The 18,427-nt window shown below is 72.2% G+C and carries 16 protein-coding genes; 5 read left to right on the top strand and 11 right to left on the bottom strand.

Annotated elements, in window-relative coordinates; all coding sequences use genetic code 11:
* The first annotated feature begins 61 nt into the window (after positions 1-61).
* Positions 62-2,278, top strand: a complete 2,217-nt coding sequence (locus KAF39_RS03170; RefSeq protein ID WP_210675925.1) for an ATP-dependent Clp protease ATP-binding subunit — start codon at positions 62-64, stop codon at positions 2,276-2,278.
* Between the two features lie 68 nt (positions 2,279-2,346).
* On the opposite strand, the gene KAF39_RS03165 is transcribed toward KAF39_RS03170, so the two are convergent.
* Together KAF39_RS03165 and KAF39_RS03160 are read right to left on the bottom strand one after the other, a co-directional pair.
* Positions 2,347-2,934 carry a nitroreductase family protein gene (locus KAF39_RS03165; protein WP_210675924.1) on the bottom strand — a complete coding sequence of 196 codons (588 nt, stop codon included), beginning with the start codon at positions 2,932-2,934 and terminating at the stop codon, positions 2,347-2,349.
* Between the two features lie 100 nt (positions 2,935-3,034).
* On the bottom strand, positions 3,035-3,943 hold the full coding sequence (locus KAF39_RS03160; protein WP_210675923.1) for a LysR family transcriptional regulator: 909 nt from the start codon (positions 3,941-3,943) through the stop codon (positions 3,035-3,037).
* Between the two features lie 138 nt (positions 3,944-4,081).
* On the opposite strand from KAF39_RS03160, the gene KAF39_RS03155 reads away from it, so the two are divergent.
* Positions 4,082-7,537, top strand: a complete 3,456-nt coding sequence (locus KAF39_RS03155) for a bifunctional proline dehydrogenase/L-glutamate gamma-semialdehyde dehydrogenase (protein WP_210675922.1) — start codon at positions 4,082-4,084, stop codon at positions 7,535-7,537.
* Positions 7,538-7,619: 82 nt separating this feature from the next.
* Here the strand turns inward: KAF39_RS03155 and KAF39_RS03150 are convergent, their stop codons facing one another.
* The 7 genes from KAF39_RS03150 to KAF39_RS03120 all read right to left on the bottom strand — a co-directional run bounded on the left by KAF39_RS03150 (position 7,620) and on the right by KAF39_RS03120 (position 13,887).
* Positions 7,620-8,702: an ABC transporter permease gene (locus KAF39_RS03150; RefSeq protein ID WP_210675921.1), complete on the bottom strand. Its 1,083-nt coding sequence runs from the start codon at positions 8,700-8,702 to the stop codon at positions 7,620-7,622.
* A complete protein-coding gene (locus KAF39_RS03145) occupies positions 8,699-9,583 on the bottom strand; it encodes an ABC transporter ATP-binding protein (RefSeq protein WP_210677926.1) in 885 nt (294 codons plus the stop codon). The genes KAF39_RS03150 and KAF39_RS03145 overlap by 4 nt, the downstream gene beginning before the upstream one ends.
* Before the next feature lie 106 nt (positions 9,584-9,689).
* Positions 9,690-10,871, bottom strand: coding sequence for a benzoate/H(+) symporter BenE family transporter (locus KAF39_RS03140; protein ID WP_210675920.1), 1,182 nt, complete (start codon positions 10,869-10,871; stop codon positions 9,690-9,692).
* Between the two features lie 37 nt (positions 10,872-10,908).
* Positions 10,909-11,727: an SDR family oxidoreductase gene (locus tag KAF39_RS03135; RefSeq protein WP_210675919.1), complete on the bottom strand. Its 819-nt coding sequence runs from the start codon at positions 11,725-11,727 to the stop codon at positions 10,909-10,911.
* The gene (locus KAF39_RS03130; RefSeq protein ID WP_210675918.1) at positions 11,724-11,861 is read right to left on the bottom strand and encodes a hypothetical protein; all 138 of its coding nucleotides are present in this window, start codon (positions 11,859-11,861) and stop codon (positions 11,724-11,726) included. Before KAF39_RS03130 ends, KAF39_RS03135 begins: the two co-directional genes overlap by 4 nt.
* Positions 11,862-11,947: 86 nt before the next feature.
* Positions 11,948-12,637 (bottom strand): response regulator transcription factor, encoded by a 690-nt coding sequence (locus KAF39_RS03125; protein ID WP_210675917.1) that lies wholly within the window; start codon positions 12,635-12,637, stop codon positions 11,948-11,950.
* Positions 12,634-13,887, bottom strand: coding sequence for a sensor histidine kinase (locus tag KAF39_RS03120; protein ID WP_210675916.1), 1,254 nt, complete (start codon positions 13,885-13,887; stop codon positions 12,634-12,636). The genes KAF39_RS03125 and KAF39_RS03120 overlap by 4 nt, the downstream gene beginning before the upstream one ends.
* A gap of 79 nt (positions 13,888-13,966) precedes the next feature.
* Here KAF39_RS03120 and KAF39_RS03115 point away from each other — a divergent pair, with 79 nt between their 5' ends.
* A complete protein-coding gene (locus KAF39_RS03115; RefSeq protein WP_307805035.1) occupies positions 13,967-15,139 on the top strand; it encodes an MFS transporter in 1,173 nt (390 codons plus the stop codon).
* Positions 15,140-15,155: 16 nt separating this feature from the next.
* On the opposite strand, the gene KAF39_RS03110 is transcribed toward KAF39_RS03115, so the two are convergent.
* Positions 15,156-16,049 carry an HAD family hydrolase gene (locus tag KAF39_RS03110; RefSeq protein ID WP_246878214.1) on the bottom strand — a complete coding sequence of 298 codons (894 nt, stop codon included), beginning with the start codon at positions 16,047-16,049 and terminating at the stop codon, positions 15,156-15,158.
* A gap of 28 nt (positions 16,050-16,077) precedes the next feature.
* Positions 16,078-16,923 (bottom strand): exodeoxyribonuclease III, encoded by an 846-nt coding sequence (locus tag KAF39_RS03105; protein ID WP_210675915.1) that lies wholly within the window; start codon positions 16,921-16,923, stop codon positions 16,078-16,080.
* A gap of 37 nt (positions 16,924-16,960) precedes the next feature.
* Between KAF39_RS03105 and pyrE the strand changes: the two genes are divergently transcribed.
* Positions 16,961-17,521, top strand: a complete 561-nt coding sequence (gene pyrE / locus KAF39_RS03100) for an orotate phosphoribosyltransferase (RefSeq protein ID WP_210675914.1) — start codon at positions 16,961-16,963, stop codon at positions 17,519-17,521.
* Positions 17,518-18,420 carry an ROK family protein gene (locus tag KAF39_RS03095; RefSeq protein ID WP_210675913.1) on the top strand — a complete coding sequence of 301 codons (903 nt, stop codon included), beginning with the start codon at positions 17,518-17,520 and terminating at the stop codon, positions 18,418-18,420. The genes pyrE and KAF39_RS03095 overlap by 4 nt, the downstream gene beginning before the upstream one ends.
* Positions 18,421-18,427: the final 7 nt, after the last annotated feature.

The raw sequence follows: 18,427 nt of genomic DNA, 5'->3' as shown, positions 1-18,427 counted from the left end.
ATCCCGCGGCCGGGCTTCGGTCCCGGGAGACGACCAGAAGGAGCATCTCCAGGAGGAGCGCATGACCACCCCGCAGACCGGATCCCCGAACCAGGAACAGCAGTCCGCCCTCGAGCAGTTCGGCATCAACCTGACCGACCGCGCCCGCGAGGGCAAGCTCGACCCCGTCATCGGACGGGACAGTGAGATCCGGCGCGTCAGCCAGGTGCTCACCCGTCGCACCAAGAACAACCCGGTGCTGATCGGTGAGCCCGGCGTCGGAAAGACCGCGGTGGTCGAAGGCCTCGCGCAGCGCATCGTCGCCGGCGACGTCGCCGAATCCCTGAAGGACAAGGAGCTCGTCTCCCTCGACATCTCCGCCCTCGTCGCCGGCGCCATGTACCGCGGCCAGTTCGAGGAGCGCCTGAAGCAGGTGCTCAAGGAGATCACCGAGTCGGACGGCCGGGTCATCACGTTCATCGACGAGCTGCACGTGCTCATGGGCGCGGGCGGCGGCGAGGGCTCGGTCGCGGCGTCGAACATGCTCAAGCCCATGCTGGCTCGAGGCGAGCTGCGGCTCATCGGCGCCACCACGCTCAACGAGTACCGCGAGTTCATCGAGAAGGACGCCGCCCTGGAGCGTCGGTTCCAGCAGGTGTACGTCGGCGAGCCCACGGTCGAGGACACGATCGCGATCCTCCGCGGCCTCAAGGGCCGGTACGAGGCGCACCACGGGGTGACCATCTCCGACAGTGCGCTCGTGGCCGCCGCCTCGCTCTCCAACCGCTACCTGCCCGCGCGGCAGCTGCCGGACAAGGCCATCGACCTGATCGACGAGTCGATGTCGCGCCTGAAGATGGAGATCGACTCCTCTCCGGTCGAGATCGACCAGCTCAAGCGCCAGGTCGACCGCCTCAAGCTGGAGGAGCTGGCGCTCAAGCGGGAGAAGGACGCCGCGTCAAAGGAGCGTCTCGGCACGCTCCGCGAGAACCTCGTCGAGCTCGAGAAGGAGCTCGCCGGGCTGGAAGCCCGCTGGGCGCGCGAGCGTCAGGGCCTCAACCGGGTCGGTGAGCTGAAGAAGCAACTCGACGATGCCATCACCCAGCGCGACCTCGCCATGCGCAACGCCGACTACACGAAGGCCTCGAAGCTGGAGTATGAGACGATCAAGCGCCTCGAACGCGACATCGCGGAGGCGGAGCAGGCTGAGGCCACCGCCTCGAGCGAGCCGCGCATGGTGAACGAGCAGGTCACCGAGGAGGACATCGCCGCCGTGATCGCGGCCTGGACCGGCATCCCCGTGGGCCGGCTGCTGCAGGGGGAGAGCGAGAAGCTGCTGCACCTGGAGAACGAGCTCGGCAAGCGCCTCATCGGCCAGAAGGACGCCGTGAAGGCGGTGTCCGACGCGGTCCGCCGCTCGCGGGCGGGCATCAGCGACCCCGGTCGCCCCACCGGATCGTTCCTGTTCCTCGGCCCGACCGGTGTCGGCAAGACGGAGCTGGCGAAGGCTCTCGCGCAGTTCCTCTTCGACGACGAGCACGCCATGGTGCGCATCGACATGTCGGAGTACGGCGAGAAGCACTCGGTCTCGCGCCTCGTCGGCGCCCCTCCCGGGTACGTCGGCTACGAGCAGGGCGGCCAGCTCACCGAGGCCGTGCGGCGTCGCCCGTACAGCGTCATCCTGCTCGATGAGGTCGAGAAGGCGCACCCCGAGGTGTTCGACGTGCTGCTGCAGGTGCTGGACGACGGGCGGCTGACCGACGGGCAGGGCCGCACGGTCGACTTCTCGAACGTGATCCTGATCCTGACCTCGAACCTCGGCTCGCCGATCCTCATCGACCCCGTGCTCTCCGTGGAGGAGAAGCGGGAGCAGGTGATGGCGCTCGTGCGGCAGGCGTTCCGGCCGGAGTTCCTCAACCGTCTCGATGACATCGTGATGTTCCAGGCGCTCACGGAGGACGATCTCGCGCAGATCGTGGAGCTCTCCGTCGACCAGCTGCACGACCGGCTGCGGGATCGCCGGCTCACGCTCGCGGTCACTCCCGGTGCACGGTCGTGGCTGGCCGAGCGCGGCTACGACCCGGTGTTCGGTGCGCGTCCGCTGCGCCGCCTCATCCAGACGGAGGTGCAGAACAAGCTCGCGACCGCGCTGCTCTCGGGCGGCGTGCACGACGGCGACACCGTCCGCGTGGACGTGGCGGCCGACGGCACGGGTCTCGTGCTCACCGCGACGACCCCCGAGCCGGAGCCCGACGACGAGGACGACGACGTGATCGAGGCCGAGCTGCTCGACGACTGATCGGCATCGGCCCACGGCCGAAAGGCCCGGTATGCGTCACGCATACCGGGCCTTTCGTGTGTCGATGCTCAGGCGCTGAGGACGACCGTCTCCGTGATCGGGCGGCGGACGCGCGGGGCGACCTCGCGCTCCTGCAGGGCTTCCGGCAGGGCCTCGATGTCGCCGAACTCGCCGACGGCGATGACGGTCGCCGGGGTGAAGCGGGGCTCGAGGTCGGCGAACTCGCGCACGACCTCGGGGTCGAAGCCGCTCATCTGGTGCACCACGAGGCCGTCGTGGTGGGCCTGGACGGAGAAGTGCGCGACGGCCTGGCCCAGGTCGTAGAGGGCGTGGGTGATCGGGGTGCCGTCGGGCGTCGCGGTCTCGGCGATCGCGACGACGAGCACGGCGGCGTTGCCGGCCCAGGCCTGGTTGAAGCCCATGAGCGAATCGACGATCTGGGCGTGCAGGGCCGTGCCGCGGCGGGCGACGATGAAGCGCCAGGGCTGCATGTTGTTCGCGGAGGGGCTCCAGCGGGCGGCCTCGAGGGCGGTGGCGAGCTTGGCCTCGTCGATCGGGTGCTGCGCGTCGTAGGCGCGGGGGCTCCAGCGACCGGCGAGGACGTCGAGGACGGGGTGCTCGGTCGGGGCGGTGCGGTCGATGACGGGAGTGCTCACGGAAGTTCCTTTCAACGGGGGTGGTCGGACCTCGTCGTCCGGGTACATCGGGAGGGAACCGATGCATGCGCATGCATATTCCCCGCGCGGACGGGTCGCGTCAGTCGAGCAGGTTCCGTGAGGCGGCGTCCGCCAGAGCGGCGCGGACCGCCCGGATCGACGGCGCATCCGCCGACACCCGCCGCGCGGAGGAGAAGATCTCCCGTCGCGGTTCGTCCGGGAGCGGCGCGAGATCGACCGTCGGGGTGTCGCCCGCCCACACCAGCTCGGGGAGCAGGCCCACCGCGAGCCCCGCATGGATGAGCCGCACGTGCGCCGTGAGATCGGCGAGCTCGAAGCGCACGTCGGGCTCGAAGCCGGCGGTGCGGCACAGCTGCTCGGCCCAGGCGCGGGACGCGGTGCCCGCCGGCTCGAGCACCCACGGCTCCGCGCGTGTCGCCCACAGCGCGGCGACCGGATCGGCGGCCCCCGGCGTTCCTGGCCTCCGGGCGAGGGCGATGGCATCGTGGGCGAGCACGACGCGGTCGAGGTCGGCGTGGATGGGGCGCGTACGTCCCGGATACTGCTCCGCGAGGATGAGGTCGTAGTCGCGGCTGGAGACGCCCACCAGACCGGACTCCGGGTCGCGCTCGGTCACCTCGACGCGCAGCGCGGGATGGCGCTCGCCCAGGGCCGCGAGGGCGCGGGGCAGCAGGGAGTGCGCAGTGGACTGGAACACCGCGAGGCGCACGGTGCCGGTCACCTCGGTGAGCGATTCGGCGACGGCGACCTGGGCGTGCTCCAGCTGATCGAGGATGCCGATGGCCTCGGCGACCAGGACGTTCCCCTGCGGCGTGAACTGCACGCCGCGACCCACCCGACGCAGCAGCGGCACCCCCACGTCGCGCTCCAGCGCGGCGAGCTGCTGGGACACGGAGGCCTTGCTGTACGACAGCGCATCGGCCACGGCGGAGAGCGTGCCGCGACGCGACAGCTCCACGAGCAGACGCAGGCGATGGACGTCGAGCACGGACGGTTCCGATCGTTCGGGAAGAGTGAACAGAATCCACTCGAATCGGTTGATAGACGGAGCCTACCGACCGGCTGGACAATGATCCAGCCGCACACGACACCCGGGTGTGCGAGGCCGAGGAAGGTACCCCGCCCCATGACCGTCACCGACGACACCGTCCCCCGCACCGAAGAGGTCGCCGCGCTTGTGCAGCGCTGGCTCGCCGAGAGCGAGACCCACCCGGTCGAGCCCGCCGCCCAGCGCCTCTCCGAGGTGCTCAAGGACCCGAACGGCCTCGCCTTCACGGTCGGCTTCGTGGACGGCGTCATGCGGCCGGAGGATCTGCGGGTCGCCGGGCGCAAGCTCGCCGAGCTCTCCGACATCACGCCCACCCTGCTGCCCGGCTACCTGCGTGCCGCGATCAAGGCCGGCGGGTTCTGGGCGCCGAAGCTGCCGAACGTCGTCGTCCCGATCTCGCGCCGGGTGCTGCGGGCCATGGTGGGCCACCTCGTGCTGGATGCCACGCCCTCCAAGCTCGGCCCCGCCATCGCCCGGCTCCGCAAGAGCGGCAACCGCCTCAACCTCAACCTCCTCGGGGAGGCCGTGCTCGGCGAGCGTGAGGCCGGCCGCCGCCTGCAGGGCACCTACGACTTCCTCGCCCGTCCGGACGTCGACTACGTCTCCATCAAGGTCTCGAGCGTGGTCAGCCAGCTCTCCATGTGGTCGTTCGACGAGGCCGTCGCCGATGTCGTCGAGAAGCTCACCCCGCTGTACCGGCTCGCGGCGAAGGCCGAGGCGAAGGGTGCCCGCGTCGGGACCCAGAAGTTCATCAACCTCGACATGGAGGAGTACCGCGACCTCGATCTGACCATCGCGGCCTTCACCCGCATCCTCGAGCAGCCGGGCCTGGAGGACCTCGAGGCGGGCATCGTCCTGCAGGCGTACCTCCCGGACGCACTCGGCGCCATGCAGCGTCTCCAGGAATGGGCGGCCGCGCGACGGGCGAAGGGCGGCGCACCGATCAAGGTGCGTGTCGTCAAGGGCGCGAACCTCGCGATGGAGGAGGTCGACGCGAAGGTGCACGGCTGGCCGCTCGCGACCTACGGCACCAAGCAGGACTCCGACACGAACTACAAGCGCGTGCTCGACTGGGCCCTCACCCCCGAACGGCTCGACGCGGTGCGGATCGGCGTCGCCGGCCACAACCTCTTCGACATCGCCTACACCTGGCTGCTCGCGAAGGCCCGCGGTGTGGCCGAGGCCGTGGAGTACGAGATGCTGCTCGGCATGGCGACCGGGCAGGCCGAGGCCGTCCGCAAGGACGTCGGCCGCCTCCTGCTCTACACACCGGTCGTGAACCCGGCGGAGTTCGACGTCGCGATCGCGTATCTCGTGCGGCGCCTCGAGGAGAACGCGAGCCCCGAGAACTTCATGTCCGCCGTGTTCGAGCTGGCGTCGAACCCCGCGCTGCTCACCCGCGAGCGGGAGCGGTTCGAGCGCTCCCTCGCGGCGCTCGTCGCCGACCCGTCGGTCCCCGGCCCGAACCGCACGCAGGACCGCACGGCTCCGCGCCCCGCTGCCACCACGGACGGCTTCGCGAACGAGCCCGACACCGATCCCGCGCTCGCCGCGAACCGCGCGTGGGGTCGGGAGATCCTGCAGCGCTCGGTCGCGTCGACGCTCGGCCGGGACGCGATCGCCGCCGCCCGCATCGAGACCGACGCCGAGCTGGACGCCGTGTTCGCCGCCGCCGCCTCGGCCGCCGAGACCTGGGCGGCCCTCCCCGCCGCCGAGCGTGCCGCCGTCCTGCACCGCGCGGGTGACGAGCTCGCCGCCCGCCGCGGCGAGCTCCTGGAGATCATGGCGCACGAGGCCGGCAAGACCATCGCCGAGGCCGACCCCGAGGTCAGCGAGGCGATCGACTTCGCGCACTACTACGCGGAGCGGGCGAAGGATCTCGAGGCCATTCCCGGCGCCGAGTTCGTGCCGTCGAAGGTCACCGTGGTCACGCCGCCGTGGAACTTCCCCGTGGCGATCCCCGCCGGCGGCGTGCTCGCCGGCCTCGCCTCCGGATCCGGCGTGATCATCAAGCCCGCGAAGCTCACCCAGCGGTGCGGCGCCGTGATGGTCGAGGCGCTGTGGGCCGCGGGCGTCCCGCGCGATCTGCTCGCCCTCGTCGACCTCGCCTCCCGCGACCTCGGCACCCGCCTGGTCGCGAGCCCGCAGGTCGACCGGGTCATCCTCACCGGGGCCTACGAGACCGCGCAGCTGTTCCGCTCCTTCCGGGCCGACCTGCCGCTGCTCGCCGAGACCAGCGGCAAGAACGCGATCATCGTGACGCCGTCGGCCGACCTCGACCTCGCCGCCGCCGACGTCGCCCGCAGCGCATTCGGCCACGCGGGCCAGAAGTGCTCGGCCGCGTCGCTGGCGATCCTCGTCGGATCGGTCGCCGATTCGCAGCGCTTCGAGCGGCAGCTCGTGGACGCGGTCACCTCGATGCGCGTGGGCCTGCCCGACGATCCCGCCACGCAGATGGGCCCGATCATCGAGCCGGCGAACGGCAAGCTCCTCACCGCCCTCACCACGCTCGACAAGGGCGAGCGCTGGCTCGTGGAGCCGCGGAAGCTCGATGACGAGGGGAAGCAGTGGACGCCGGGGGTGAAGACCGGCGTGCGCGAGGGCTCGTACTTCCACCTGACCGAGTTCTTCGGACCGGTGCTCGGCATCATGCACGCGAAGGACCTCGACGAGGCCATCCGGCTGCAGAACGCCGTCGACTATGGCCTCACTGCGGGGCTGCATTCGCTCGACTCCGCCGAGGTCGCGACCTGGCTGGACCGCGTCGAGGCCGGAAACCTCTACGTGAACCGCGGGATCACGGGCGCCATCGTCCAGCGGCAGCCGTTCGGCGGCTGGAAGCGCTCCGCCGTGGGCGCCGGGGCCAAGGCCGGCGGTCCGAACTACCTCTTCGGCCTGGGGGAGTGGCGTGCGGGCGAGCTGCCCGCCGCGACCCCCGGCGCGGCCGTGACCCCCGCGGTCATCGGACTGCTGGAGGCGGCCTCCCCGCAGCTCGATCCCGCGGGCATCGAGTGGCTGCACCGTGCCGCCGCCGCCGACGAGCGGGCGTGGACGGACGAGTTCGGCACCGTGAGCGACAAGTCCGGACTCGGGGTCGAGCGCAACGTGTTCCGGTACCGTCCGGTGGCCGTCGATGTGCGGATCGCCGAGGACGCGCCGCTGGCCGAGGGCGTGCGGGTGCTCGCCGCCGCCCTGCGATCCGGCAGCCCGTTCACCGTGTCGGCCGGATCGCTGCCGTCGCGCGTGGAGAAGGCGCTGAAGGCCGAGGGCGTGTCCGTGCGGGCGGAGTCGGACGCCGCCTGGACCAAGCGCTTCGCGAAGACCGCCCGGTCGTGGCAGCGGGTGCGGCTCGTCGGTGGCGATGCCGCCGCGCTGCACACCGCCCTCGACGGCAGCCCCGACGTCGCCGTCTGGTCGCACGCCGTGACCGGAGCGGGCCGGGTCGAGATGCTCCCGTTCCTCCACGAGCAGGCCGTGTCGATCACGAACCACCGCTTCGGCAACCCCACCACCCTTTCCGACGGCCTCCTCTGACGCCGCGACCCCGGGGGCACGCCGAGACCCCCTGCTGCAGACGTCTGCAGCAGGGGGTCTCGGTGCGAAGGCGGGTCTCGGGTCAGCCGCGGAGGGCCTCGGCGAGCTTCACGCGGGATCCCATCCGCAGCAGGGAGTTCTCGTAGATCTTCGCGCCGACGACGATCGCCGCCACGCAGCTCGCCAGCAGGATCACCAGGCTCAGCAGCGGCTCCCACCACTCGGCCTCACCCACGAACAGGCGCATGGGCATGCCCACCGGAGCCGAGAACGGCACGTACGACATGATCGTCAGCACCAGCGGGTTGTCGTTGAAGACGATCACCAGCACGTACGGCGCCATGATGAGCATCGTGATGGGGGTCGTCGTCGCGCCGATGTCCTCCTGCCGGGAGACCATCGAGGCCGCCGCCGCGAACATCGCCGCGAGCAGGACGAACCCGAACAGGAAGAACACCGCGAACCAGATGATGGGGGCGCCGAGGGTCGTCAGCACCTCCCGCTGCCCGGTCACGATGAGCCCGATCGTCGCGACGGCGGCGAGCGCGAGGATCTGCCCCATCGCGAGGATCGTGTTGCCGATGACCTTGCCGGCCAGGAGGGTGCGGGCGGGGATCGCCGACAGCAGCACCTCCACGACGCGGGTCTGCTTCTCCTCCACGACGCTCTGTGCGATGGTGCCGCCGAACGTCGCCGCAGCCATCATGAACACGAGCCCGAACGCGATCGCGATGAAATACCGCAGCAGGGGGTTGGTGGTGACCGGCTCGAGGATGACGACGTCGGGGGAGAGCGACAGCGCGGACACGAGCGAACCGGGCGCGTCCTCCAGCGCGACGATCGTGTAGCCCGCCGGGCTGTCGCCGGGCAGGACGGCCGCGTCGACCTTCCCGTCACGGACCAGCTTCTCCGCCTCGGCGCGGTCCGCGACCGGGGTCACCTCGACGTCGGGCAGCGCGGAGACGGCGCTCGCGGTCTCCGCCGTGGCGGCCACGGGCAGGGCATCGGTGTTCTTGCTCGCGAAGCCGCCGAACAGCACTCCGGCGAGGGCGATGAGCAGCAGGATGCCGGTGGAGATGAGGAACGCCTTGCTGCGGAGCTTCGAGCCGATCTCCCGCTCGGCGACCAGCCAGATCCCGTTCCGCACGGGGGTCGGGGCGTTCACTGGATGACCTCCTTGAAGATCTGGGCGAGGGAGGGGCGCTGCGGGGCGAAGCTCGCGACGTCGCCGCGGGCGACCGCCGACTGCAGCACGCGCTGGGCCGTCTCGGGGCCGTCCGCGTCGAAGAGCGCGTAGCCGCCCTCGAAATCGACCACCGTCACGCCGGGCTCGGTGCGCAGCCACCCGGCGTCACCCGCGGAGACCAGTTCGTATCGGTTGCGCGCGTGCTCGGCGCGGAGTCCGTCGCGGGAGCCCGCCGCCCGGATCGTCCCGCCGGCGAGGATGACGAGGTCGTCGCAGAGGCGCTCGACCACGTCGAGCTGGTGGGACGAGAAGAGGATGGCGGCCCCGCGGGCGGCGCTCGCCTGCAGCACGCCGGCGACCACGTCCACCGCGAGGGGGTCCAGCCCGGAGAACGGCTCGTCGAGGATCAGCACGTCGGGGTCGTGCACGAGGGAGGCGGCGATCTGCGCCCGCTGCTGGTTGCCGAGCGACAGCGACTCGATCGTGTCGTCCAGCCGCTCGCCCAGGCCCAGCTCGGTGAGCAGCGACGTCGCCCGCTCCGTCGCCTCCGGCTTGCTGAATCCGTGCAGCCGGGCGAGGTAGACGATCTGCTCGAGCACCTTCATCTTCGGGTAGAGCCCGCGCTCTTCCGGCATGTAGCCGAAGCGGCGGCGGTCGCCCGTGGTCAGCGGGGCGCCGTCGAGGTCGACCCGCCCGCCGTCCGACGAGAGCAGCCCGAGGATGATGCGCATGGTGGTCGTCTTGCCGGCGCCGTTGCCGCCGACGAAGCCGGTGAGGCGCCCCGGCGTGACCGTGAACGACACGTCGTCCAGCACGCGGCGGCTGCCGTAGCTCTTGGTGATGCCGGAGAGTTCCAGCAGTCCGGTGGTCATGAGGTGGTGCTCCGTCCGAAGGTGATCCGCATGGTCTTCACGCTACGGAGCACGGGGGCGGGCGGGCATCCCCCGTGCGGGGGATCGCCGGGGATCAGCCGCGGGACGGACGTCCGGCGTGCAGCACCGTGCGGACGAGGAGACCGGCCACCAGCGCCCAGAACGCCGCGCTCACGCCGAGCACGGCGATGCCGGACGCGGCGACGAGGAAGGTGACGACCGCGGGGAGCCGTTCGCCGGGGTCGTCGATCGCCTGCTGGACCGCGGCACCGAAGGCGGCGAAGAGCGCGAGGCCGGCGACGGCGGGGATCACGGCCGTCGGGGCGAGCACCACGAGGGTCGCGAAGGCCGCGGAGAACGCCCCCAGGACGAGGTAGGACACCCCGGTCGAGACCCCGGCGAGCCAGCGGCGTGCCGGGTCAGGGTCGGCGTCGGGCGAAGCGGCGAGGGCCGCGCTGATCGCGGCGAGGTTGATCGTGTGCCCGCCGGCCGGCGCCCCGAGCGCGGTGCCGAGGCCCGTCACCAGCATCGCCGGACGCCACGGCACCTCGTAGCCGAAGCTGCGCATGATCGCGACGCCGGGTACGTTCTGCGAGGCCATCGTCACGATGAACAGCGGCAGGGCGATGCCGACGAGGGCGCCGACCGTGAACGCGGGCATCGTGAGCTCGAACCGGGGCAGCAGGACAGCCGGGTCGACCGCGCTCCCCTCCGAGACCAGGGTCGCGGCGACGACGACGGCCGCCGCGACGAAGGCCAGCGGCACCGCCCAGCGCGGGGCGAGGCGGGCGAACACGAGCCAGGTCAGCACGACCGGGAGCACGCCCCAGGGGTTCGCGACGATCCCGGTGATCGGCGCGAGGCAGAGCGGCAGCAGCACCCCGGCCAGCATCGCCTGCGCGATCGACGGCGGGATGCGCGCGATCAGGGCGCCGAGCGCGGGCCAGAGCGCGGTGAGGAGGATGAGGGCCGCGGTGACGAGGAAGGCGCCGATCGCGGCCGGCCATCCGCCCTCCACGGTGCCGGTCGCCACGAGGAGAGCGGCGCCCGGGGTCGACCACGCGGCCGTGATCGGCATGCGGTAGCGCCACGCCAGGATGATGCAGGCGAGGCCCATCGCGAGGCTCACGGCGAGGAGTCCGCTGGCCGCCTGCGCGGCGGTGGCCCCCACCGCGTCGAGACCCGTGAGCACCACGGCGAACGAGCTCGTGAAGCCGACGAGGGCCGTGACGATGCCGGCGACGATCGGGCGGGACACGGGGGCGGCGTCGGGCATGGCTCCGAGCGTATCGCGGCGTGCCCGCCCGATCGGTTCAGTCGCCGAAGAAGAGCCGGGTGGCCTCGGCGACGTAGCCGCTCTGCCCCAGCCGCTCGCGGAGACGGTGGTACTCCTGGGCGTCGACCCCGGCGATGTAGGTGATCCGGTCGGTGCCGTCGGTGACGGCGTCGTACGCGACCTTCGCGATCTCCTCCGCCGACGACCGCGTGGCGTCCCTGGCCGGATCGAGGAATCGGCCGGCGGCCGTGTCCAGTGCCTCCGCATACGCCTCGTGGTGCGTCCGATCGAGGCTCCGGCCGCTGAAGTCGGTGCGGATGCCGCCCGGCGCGAGCGTCTTGACGCGGATCCCGAAGGGCTTGAGCTCGTACGACAGGCTCTCGCTCCAGCCCTCCATCCCGAACTTCGCGGCGTGATAGACGGAGGTGAAGGGCATGGTGACGAGCCCGCCGATCGACGTGGTCGTCAGGATCACGCCAGTGCCGCGCTCCCGGAAGGCGGGGATGAACGCCTGGGCGACGCGCATCGGCCCGAGGAGGTTCGTCGTGAGGTTGTGCACGATCTGCTCGTCGGAGGCCGCCTCGAACGGGCCGACCAGGCCGTAGCCGGCGTTGTTGAACAGGACGTCGATCGGGCCTTCCGCGAGCGTCTCGGCGACGACGGCGGTGATCGCGTCGGGGTCGTCGACGTCGAGCTTCTTGAGGACGACGCCCGGCAGGGCGCCGAGCTCGTGCTCGCGTTCGGGCGCACGCATGGTCGCGACCACCCGCCACCCGCGTTCGGAGAACAGCGCGACGGCGGCGCGGCCGAGCCCGGTGGACGTGCCCGTGAGGAAGACGGAGCGCGGCGCGGTCATGCGGCCGGCGTCTCGACCGTGGCGAGGGTGCGCGGACGGTCGGTCCCGCGGTCGCGGTAGAGCGCGAGGCGAGGGGGCTCGCCGGTGGTGGTCTCCGAGGTCGTTCTCGGGTCGTGCGACGGTGACGTGATCATTCTCTTCCTCAGGTGGTCCGCGGGAGCTTCCGCCTGAAGAGAGAGGACGGACGACGGTTCATTACGCGGAAACCGCGATGATCCGCTCAGGCCAGGCCGCGCCGATGAGCGAGCACGACGGCCTGCACGCGGTCCCGGGCGCCGAGCTTCTGCAGGATGCGCGAGACGTGGGTCTTCACGGTCGCCTCGCCGATGTACAGCGCGCGGGCGATCTCGGCGTTGCTGCGGGCGTCGGCGAGCAGCGTCAGCACCTCCGCCTCCCGTTCCGTCAGCGGCTCGGGAAGCGGCGGCATCGCGGTCGTGCGCACCGGAGCGGCCGTGACCGGAGGTGCGTCCCCGTCGGCCGGCGCGGCGAAGCGCGTGAGCACCCGGCGCGTCACCTCGGGTGCCAGCATCCCGTCGCCGGCGGCGAGCGCGCGCACGGCGCCGATCAGATCCTCGGCCCCCGCGTTCTTCAGCAGGAAGCCGCTCGCCCCCGCTTCGAGCGCCCGGTACAAGTAGTCGTCGCGGTCGAACGTCGTGACGATCGCGATCGCGGCGTGCACGGAGGGATCGGCGACGAGGCGACGGGTCGCCTCGATGCCGTCCATGTCCGGCATCTGCACGTCCATCGTGATGACGTCCGGGCGCAGCGTCGCGGCCTGGGCCACGGCCTCCGCTCCGGTCGACGCCTCGCCGACGACGGCGATGTCGGGCTGGGTGTCCAGGATCGTCCGGAAACCGGCGCGCAGGAGGGCGTGGTCGTCGACGAGCAGGACGCGGATCGGCGCGCTCATCGGACGCCCTCCGGCACCGCGGTGCCGAGCGGCACCCGGGCGCGCACCCGCAGGCCGCCGGGGGCGCGGGGCGTGATCTCGAACGTGCCGCCGGAGGCCGCCGCCCGCTCCCGCATGCCGAGCTGGCCGAGTCCGGGTCGCAGCTGAGCGATGGGGCGGCCGGTGTTCACGACCTCGACCTCCACGCCCTCGTCGTCGTAGCGGACCCGCACGTCGGCGGTCGCCCCCGGTCCGGCGTGCCGGCGGGCGTTGGTCAGCGACTCCTGGGCGATCCGGTACAGGTTGACGGCCACGAGCGACGGCACCGGCACGGGGTCTCCGATGACCGTGTACGCCGTCGGTAGACCCGCGTCGGTGGACGCCTCCGCCAGCGCCGCGATGTCGTCGAGGGAGACGATCGACGACGACTCGGCGGTGTCGCCGCCCGGGGTGCGGAGGGTCTCCAGCAGCTGACGCAGCTCCTGGATCGCATCGCGCGCGGAGGATTCGATGCCGGAGAGGATGCGTGCGGACTGCGCCGGGTCGCTGTCGAGCACGAGACGCGCGGCGCCCGCCTGCACCCCCATCACCGACACGTGGTGGGCGACGACGTCGTGCAGCTCCCTCGCGATGCGCACCCGGTCGAGCGCGACCGCCTGCGCCGCCGTGACCTCCCGTTCGCGCTCGAGCTCGCGGGTGCGGTCTTCCAGCACGGTGCGCTGCTCGGCCGCCGACCAGGAGCGCTCGCCGAAGTAGTAGGCGCCGCCGAAGTAGAGGACGTTGAGGAGGATCTGGATGAGCATGAAGGCCACGTAGGGCGACATGGCGCCGGCGACGACCTCCGCCTTGTCCGCCTCGCTGATCGCGTCGCGGTACATCGTGAGGAGCAGCCACACGAACATGCCGACGATGATCGCGACGCGGACGATGAGGGCCTTCCGCCGGTCGTTCATCCAGGCGCCGACCGTGTAGAGGGCGATGAACATCGCGATGTTGCCGACGTAGATCTCGGGCACCCGGATCGTGACGGCGGCGAAGTACGCCACCGAGACCACGACCGCCACCGTCCCCGGCCAGCGGCGACGGAAGGCGAGGGGCGCGGAGACGACCACGGCGAAGAGGAGGGCGGTCCACAGGGGCGCCTGCTCGTCGCCGTAGATCTGGGCGATGGAGCAGAGGGCGGCGCTGAGGATCGCACCGACGAAGAGGACGAGGGCGAGGAGGAGATCACCGCGCTGATCGCGCGCGCTCGGCGTCCGGGTGAAGGCCATCCCTCCACCGTACGGCGGGGCCGGCGGCCGGGCATCCCCCGTGCGACGGAGGCGGGGCGGACGTCTGCGAGGATCAGGTGTGACCTCCTCGCCGCGCCCGCGCCTGGCGCCGCTGTACCTCGCGGGCTTCACCACGGCGTTCGGAGCGCACGGCATCGCCGCGGCCCTCGGGGCGGAGACCGAGGACATCGGCTGGACGCTCCTGGCGTTCGGGTTCACCCTTGCGCTGTACGACCTCGCGGAAGTGCTGCTCAAACCCCTGTTCGGCGCGCTCAGCGACCGCGTGGGGGTGCGGCCGGTGATCGTCGGCGGGCTGCTGGCCTTCGCCGCGTTCTCCGTGGTCGGAGCGCTGGCCCCCGGCATGATCGGCCTCGTGATCGCCCGCTTCGGTCAGGGGGCGGCGGCGTCGGCATTCTCGCCCGCGTCCTCGGCCGCGGTGGCGCGGATGACCGACGACGCGTCGCGCGGCCGCTACTTCGGTCGCTACGGGTCGTGGAAGAGCCTCGGCTACGCCCTCGGCCCGCTGCTCGGCGCGCTGCTGGTCGTGGCGGGCGGTCTGCCCGCGCTGTTCTGGGCGCTCGCCGTCCTCGGGCTGGCCGCGGCCGGATGGGTGCTGGTCGCCGTCCCCGCCGTGCCGGTGCTGCCGCGGAGACGGGTGACCCTCGTCGACCTCGGCCGCGAGCTCCTCGCCCGCGGCTTCCTCGTCCCCACCCTCGTGCTGGCGGCGACGACCGGTGCGCTGGCCGTGGCCGTCGGGTTCCTCCCGCTGCTGGGACGGCAGGCGGGGCTCGGCACCGTGGGCAGCATGGCGATCGTCACGGTGCTGGCGGTGGTGTCGAGCATCGTGCAGCCGGTGGTCGGGGCCGCGCACGACCGCGGGCACATCTCGGTCCGGCTCGGCGCGGCCGGCGGACTGTTGCTGATCACGGCCGGCATCGCGCTCGCGGCGCTGTGGGTGACACCCGGGGTGCTCGCCGTCACGGGCGTGCTGGTGGGGGCGGGAGTGGGGCTCGCGACGCCCGTCGCGTTCTCGCACCTCGCCGCCTCGACGCCGGCGGACCGGATGGGGCGCACGATGGGCAGCGCGGAACTCGGGCGCGAGCTGGGCGACGCCGGCGGACCGCTCGTCGCCGGCGCGGTGGCCACGGCGACCGTGCCCGCGATCGGGATCGGCGTGATCGCGGCGCTCACGGCGGGCGCCGGGGCCCTCGCGCTCCTCGGCCTGCGCCGCTCGGAAGACGACGAGGGCTGAGCGCGCGGGCCGCCGGCTACACGTCTTCGAGGAGACGCTCGATCACCTGGGCCACGCCGTCCTCGTCGTTGCGGGCGCAGGTCTCGTCCGCGGCCTCCTGCACGATCGGCTCCGCGTGCGCCATCGCGACGCCGTGCCCGGCCCAGCGGAGCATCTCCACGTCGTTGAGGGCGTCGCCGAAGGCGACGACGTCGGCGCGGTCGATGCCCAGATGCGCGCAGAGCCGCGCGAGTCCCGTCGCCTTCGTGACGCCCTGCGCCATGACCTCGACGAACGGGGCACCCGACAGCGTGGCCTCGAAGCCGGTGAGCCCGAGGGACTGCAGGGTCTCGAAGAGCGGGGCCGGCGCGAGCTCCGGGTGCCGGATCACGAGCTTGAGCGTCGGCGCGGCGAGCACCTCCTCCAGCGGCACGCCGCCCATGGTCGCGGGGTCGCGCTTGTGGTCGGAGAGCTGCGCGATGGCTGCATAGCCGTGCTGCGCCACGAACGTCTCGCCGCCCTCCCGCACGCTCGCGAAGAGCAGACCGGGGATGCTGGCCCGCAGCGCCTCCGCGAGCGTGCGGAGCGTCGCGGGCGGCAGCTCCTCCGCGAACAGCATCCGGCCCTCGGTGAGATGCGTCGCGTACGCGCCGTTCCCGCACAGCGCCCACCCGTCGAATCCGGCATCCGCGGCGATCGCGCGCAGGCCGATGGGCTGGCGGGCGGTGACCGGCACCACGGTGATCCCCGCGAGCCGGGCGGCGTCGAGCGCGGCGCGGGTGCGGACGGTCACCGCGGACGAGCCGTCGAGCAGCGTGCCGTCGAGATCGGTCGCGATCAGCCGCACCCGATGGGTCCCCGAGCCTGTCGAAGGGCCGGTGCCTGCCACGCGATGGGTCCCTGAGCCTGTCGAAGGGCCGGTGCTTGCCATGCGATGGGTCCCTGAGCCTGTCGAAGGGTCAGGAGAAGATCATCGGCAGGTCGTCGTCGGCGTCGTCGCCGCCGAGGTCGAGGTCGACCACGACGGGCACGTGGTCGCTGGGCTGCTCACCCTTGCGCTCGTTGCGGTGGATCGCCGCGCCGGTGACCGCGTCGGCGAAGGTCTTCGATCCGAGGATGAAGTCGATGCGGATGCCCTCGTTACGGGGGAACTTCAGCCGCTGGTAGTCCCAGTAGGTGTAGCCCTCCGGGAGCAGCGGCCGCACGACGTCGGTCACGCCGGCGTCCTCCAGGGCGAAGAACGCGTCGCGCTCGGCGGGGGAGACGTGGGTGGAGCGGCCGACCACGATGTCGGGGTCGCCGTTGTCGTGGTCGAAAGGGATGATGTTGAAGTCTCCGACGAGCGCGAGGGGGAGGTCGGGGTTCGCCGACAGCTCGGCCGCCGTGGACCGCCGGAGCTGTTCGAGCCAGTGCAGCTTGTAGGCGTAGTGCGGGTCGTCCAGCGAACGGCCGTTGGGCACGTACAGGCTCCAGACGCGCACGCCGTCGACCAGGACGCCCAGCGCCCGCGCCTCCTGCGGGGCGTCGGGGCCCTCATGGCCCTTCGCGAACCCGGGCATGCCGTCGAACGCGGTGCGGACGTCGGTGACGGGCAGCCGGCTCGCGATCGCGACGCCGTTCCACTGATTCAGGCCGTGGACCTCGACGTGGTACCCGGCCTCCTCGAACGGCGCGTACGGGAACTGCTCCGGCTTGCACTTCACCTCCTGCATCGCGAGCACGTCGACGTCTTCACGGACGGCGAACTCGACGGTACGGGCGACACGGGTGCGGATGGAGTTGACGTTCCAGGTGGCCAAGCGCATGCGTCCAGCCTAGGGTGTGCCTCCTACACTGGATGCCGTGACCGCACTCGACGCAGACCGCCAGACCCTCCTCGATCTCATCACCGACGAGGCCGTGTTCCACGGCGACTTCACCCTCTCCAGCGGCAAGAAGGCGACGTACTACGTCGACATGCGCAAGCTCACCCTCGACCACCGCGCCGCCCCGGCGATCGGCCGCATCATGCGCGACCTGATCGCCGATCTCGACGTCGTCGCCGTCGGCGGTCTCACGCTCGGGGCCGACCCGATCGCGAACGCCGTGCTGCACGCCTCGGTCGGCACCGATCGTCCGCTGGACGCGTTCGTGGTGCGCAAGGAGCCGAAGGACCACGGACGCGGCCGCCAGATCGAGGGCGCCGACGTGAAGGGCAAGCGCGTGGTCGTGCTGGAGGACACCTCGACCACCGGGCAGTCCGCGCTCAAGGCCGTCGAGGCGCTCCGCAAGGAAGGCGCGGAGGTGGTCGCCGTCGCGGTGATCGTCGATCGCAAGACCGGCGCCCAGGCGGCCATCGAGGCCGAAGGCCTGGAGTGGCGTGCGGCGTTCGACCTCGACGACCTCGGACTCGACCCGCAGTGACCCGGTACGCCCTGGCCGTCGATGTGGGCGGCACGAAGATGGAAGCCGCCCTCGTCGCCGACGACGGCGCGCTCGTCCCCGGCAGCCGCAGCCGGCAGCCCACCGGCCGGGAGGCGACGCCGGCATCGCTGACGGACGCGGTCGACGCGATCGTGCGGCAGGCGCTCGCCGCCCTCCCCGCCGACGCGGAGCTCGTCGGCGCCGGGATCGGCAGCGCGGGTCCTGTGGATCGGACCCGCGGCGAGATCCTGCCGGTGAACATGCCCCTCGCGCGAGGCTTCGGACTCGTGGCGGCGGTCGCCGACGCGGCCGCGGCCGCGCTCGGGCGGGACGTCCCGGCGATCCTCGGTCACGACGGCGGCGCGCTCGCGCTCGCGGAGTCCTGGCTGGGGGCGACGCAGGAGGCGGGGGCCTCCCTGTCGATCGTCGTGTCCACCGGTGTCGGCGGCGGTTTCGTCGTGGGCGGTGCGTATGTGCCGGGGGCCAGCGGCAACGCCGGGCACCTCGGGCAGGTGCGCCGCGAGGGCGGCCTCACTCTCGAGGAGATCGCCTCCGGACCAGCCAGCGCGGCCTGGGCGCGGGAGCAGGGCTGGTCCGGCGCGACCGGAGAAGACCTGGCCCGGGACGCCGTGGCCGGTGTCGCCGTCGCCCGCGCCGCGATCGAACGCTCCGCCCGCGCCGTCGGGGAGGCGCTGGCCGATGCCGCGACCCTCGTCGATCTCGACGTCGTCGCCATCGGCGGCGGCTTCTCGCGGGTGTCATCCGACTACATCGACCTCGTCCAGCAGGCTCTCACCGCCAGCGCCGTGCATGAGTACTCCCGCCGCACGCGCGTCGTCCGCTCGGGCCTGGGCGACGAGGGGCCGTTGATCGGCGCCGCCGCCCTCGTCCTGCGCTGACGGGAGC

The organism is Microbacterium sp. BLY (genome assembly GCF_017939615.1).
Classification (GTDB): Bacteria; Actinomycetota; Actinomycetes; order Actinomycetales; family Microbacteriaceae; genus Microbacterium.
Note: the sequence above shows the minus strand (reverse complement) of the source record. Positions and strands in the feature narration are given on the sequence as shown.

What these genes read in the sequence shown, in the direction of transcription:
- KAF39_RS03170 (WP_210675925.1), top strand. Translation starts at nt 62, where the DNA reads ATGACCACCCCGCAGACCGGATCCCCGAACCAGGAACAGCAGTCCGCC.
- KAF39_RS03155 (WP_210675922.1), top strand. Translation starts at nt 4,082, where the DNA reads ATGACCGTCACCGACGACACCGTCCCCCGCACCGAAGAGGTCGCCGCG.
- KAF39_RS03140 (WP_210675920.1), bottom strand. Translation starts at nt 10,871, where the DNA reads ATGCCCGACGCCGCCCCCGTGTCCCGCCCGATCGTCGCCGGCATCGTC.
- KAF39_RS03135 (WP_210675919.1), bottom strand. Translation starts at nt 11,727, where the DNA reads ATGACCGCGCCGCGCTCCGTCTTCCTCACGGGCACGTCCACCGGGCTC.
- KAF39_RS03130 (WP_210675918.1), bottom strand. Translation starts at nt 11,861, where the DNA reads ATGATCACGTCACCGTCGCACGACCCGAGAACGACCTCGGAGACCACC.
- KAF39_RS03125 (WP_210675917.1), bottom strand. Translation starts at nt 12,637, where the DNA reads ATGAGCGCGCCGATCCGCGTCCTGCTCGTCGACGACCACGCCCTCCTG.
- KAF39_RS03120 (WP_210675916.1), bottom strand. Translation starts at nt 13,887, where the DNA reads ATGGCCTTCACCCGGACGCCGAGCGCGCGCGATCAGCGCGGTGATCTC.
- KAF39_RS03110 (WP_246878214.1), bottom strand. Translation starts at nt 16,049, where the DNA reads ATGGCAAGCACCGGCCCTTCGACAGGCTCAGGGACCCATCGCGTGGCA.
- KAF39_RS03105 (WP_210675915.1), bottom strand. Translation starts at nt 16,923, where the DNA reads ATGCGCTTGGCCACCTGGAACGTCAACTCCATCCGCACCCGTGTCGCC.